This is a genomic window from Shigella sp. FC1967, from assembly GCF_001743005.1.
Lineage (GTDB): Bacteria > Pseudomonadota > Gammaproteobacteria > Enterobacterales > Enterobacteriaceae > Proteus.
Genome location: NZ_MIIZ01000242.1, coordinates 1 through 259 on the forward strand (window position 1 = coordinate 1; position 259 = coordinate 259).

The following is a 259-nucleotide window of genomic DNA, read 5'->3' on the forward strand; positions in this document are numbered from 1 at the left end:
CCTCCAAAACGTTGGACAACTCAGCATGAAGACCTCTGCGGCGCTCAACACCAAAGTCCGTAAACCGGACATGGGCTGCTTCATGGGCCAAATACCCCCAGACAGCATCCATGTGAGGATAGTCGTCGGGGGATATTCGGAACCACGATGGTCTTACCATGGTGTATGCGTCATCGTTACCGATGGCGACTTTGACACCGAGTTTTTCACCATAGGCTGCGGCCACGATTGGTAGAGCGCTGTAAATGGTGCGTTTTTT

Annotated in this window: 1 pseudogene; it reads right to left on the bottom strand. The window is 52.5% G+C overall.

Going from position 1 to position 259, the window contains the following annotated elements:
* Positions 1–259 (bottom strand): annotated as a pseudogene (locus BHE89_RS24185) (VWA domain-containing protein); the annotation flags it as partial.